This window comes from Acetobacter senegalensis, from assembly GCF_001580995.1.
GTDB classification, from domain to species: Bacteria; Pseudomonadota; Alphaproteobacteria; order Acetobacterales; family Acetobacteraceae; genus Acetobacter; species Acetobacter senegalensis.
The window spans coordinates 1-2104 of the sequence record NZ_LHZU01000039.1 but is presented as its reverse complement, the minus strand read 5'-3'; the positions used below and the strand labels follow the sequence as shown (position 1 = coordinate 2104).

The window sequence follows — 2104 nt, the reverse complement described above, 5'->3', positions numbered from 1 at the left end:
AACCTGCCAACCTGCCAACCTGCCAACCTGCCAACCTGCCACTCTACCAATCTGACCAGACAGGCTTTCCCTTCCCCCTCTGGTTTGATGATTTGCGAGTTAAGGCCGCTTAGTGGGCAACCCCCTCTCCATGCATGATGCGGGCGGAAAGCGCTTCAATCCCCGGCAGGATATCCTGAAGCAGATCACCCGGCGGTTGCGGGGTGTTGGTGACCACTTTGGTGGTGGCAGAGGCCGCAATTTCCGCACGCGCCTTGCGCACTGCGGCGCGGACCCGGTGCTTCCAGCCAGAAGAATGATCATACCCCAGCATCATCAACCCGGCCTGTGCCAGATTTTTCAGGTTTTCAGAAGCAGGCAGGGCATTTTGCAAGGCGGGGTTACGGGCTGCGGTGGCCTGAAACGCGGCATCATTCGCAACCCAGTAAGCCAGTTGCGCCCGCAGGGTGGCTTTCAGGCCCTTCTGTCCTGCGGCATAGGCTGCGGCCTGCCGGTTGAAGGTATCCGCTGCAAAGCTGTCGGGGCTGGCAATGTCTGCCAGCGTATTCAGGTCCTGCTCCGTAGCGCGCTGCTTGTGGCGGATCTGTAAAAACTCGTGATTATGCGCGTAATTCCGCACAGGGCTGGTTACACTCAGCAGCACACTGGCGGGAGCCGTCTCACCCGGAGCCAGCCGAGCAAGCCTCTGGCTGGCTCGGGCGCTGCTTTCCAGCCCCAGTTCTTCCAGCTTGTCCTGCGTTACGGCAAGGCGAGGGTAAAGGGTCTGCCCGTCACAGGCTGAGGCCGGGGACCAGAAGCGCTCGGCAAGAGCGGCCATGCGGGGCCACAGGCGGCTATCCAGCATCTCTTCAGTGACAATTTCCGTCCACAGCGCGGCTTCCGCGCCCAGAACCAGCGCTTTCTGCGCGTCTGTTAGCGGTGTGGTCTGGGTTGTGACTTTGTCGGCAATGGTGCCGCCCGGTCCGGTGGCCTGTGCGGCGGCTTCCGCTTCCGCCATGTTGGCAACATTTCCCAACGGGTCCTGCGCATACGGGATGGCGGCGGGTTGCAGCCGGTCCAGATAATAACCATCAGACACAACCACTGGGTGGCCTGCCGCCGTGGCGGCGGCTGTGCGGGCTGCCCCGCGCCAGATTTCCACCACGGTATCACGCGGGATATCAGCGGCGGTGATCTCATCCCAGCCAATAACCTTCTTGTGGCGGCGGGTCAGCGCCTGTGCAACGCGCGTGGTGAATTCTGCCTGCATTTCCGCAGGTGTTTTGAAACTATGTGCCTGCATATAGGCATGAATGTGTGGGGACGTTGTCCATTGCTTGGCCACAACCTCATCCCCGCCTATGTGAAAATATGCATCCGGGAATAGGGATGCCATTTCTCCATACAGCGCTGTGACAAAGCGGTAGGTGGCGGGGTTGGTCGGGTCCAGCGCGGCGCGGTTTTTCTCGGCCCGGTCTTCCATGTTCAGTGGGGCCTGTGCCGCGTAACGCGGATAGGCTTCCAGCAGGGCAAAGGTATGGCCCGGCGTGTCAAATTCGGGCACCACGCGGATGCCCCGTTCCGCCGCATAGGTGACAAGGGCCCGGATCTGCTTTTGCGTATAATACGCCCCGTGTGACGCCACGGTGTGCAGGCGCGGGAACAGGCGGCTTTCAACCCTGAAGCCCTGCCCATCAGAGAGGTGTAGGTGCAGCACATTCAGTTTCACCATTTCCATGGCGTCAATCTGGCGCTGCAACGTGGGGATGGACATGAAATGGCGGCTGACATCAATCATCAGCCCGCGCCAGCGGAAGCGGGGGGTATCATTCAGGCTGGCATGGGTTAACACCGCGCCAGTAGCATCCCGCCCGGCAAGTTGCAGCAGGGAGGCCAGACCATGCAGAATACCCACCGGCCCGGCAGCATCCAGCGTTGCGCCAGAAGCTGAGACAGTCAGCGCATACTGCTCCTGCATGTCCAGAGCGGGAAAGGCACCGTCTTTCCCGGCGCAATGGAGCGTGATGGTAAAGGCCGAGGCATCCGCAGAGGATGAGACAAATCTGATCGGCTGGCCTGTCAGTTTTTCAAGGCGGGTGCGGAAGCGTTCAACCGCCGTGACCAG

Annotated in this window: 1 protein-coding gene; it reads right to left on the bottom strand. The window is 61.0% G+C overall.

All coding sequences use genetic code 11. The annotated features are described in order from the left end of the window. Positions 1 to 109: 109 nt before the first annotated feature. On the bottom strand, positions 110 to 2104 hold a 1995-nt coding region (locus AD948_RS00255; protein WP_408736049.1), incomplete at its 5' end, for a beta-N-acetylhexosaminidase.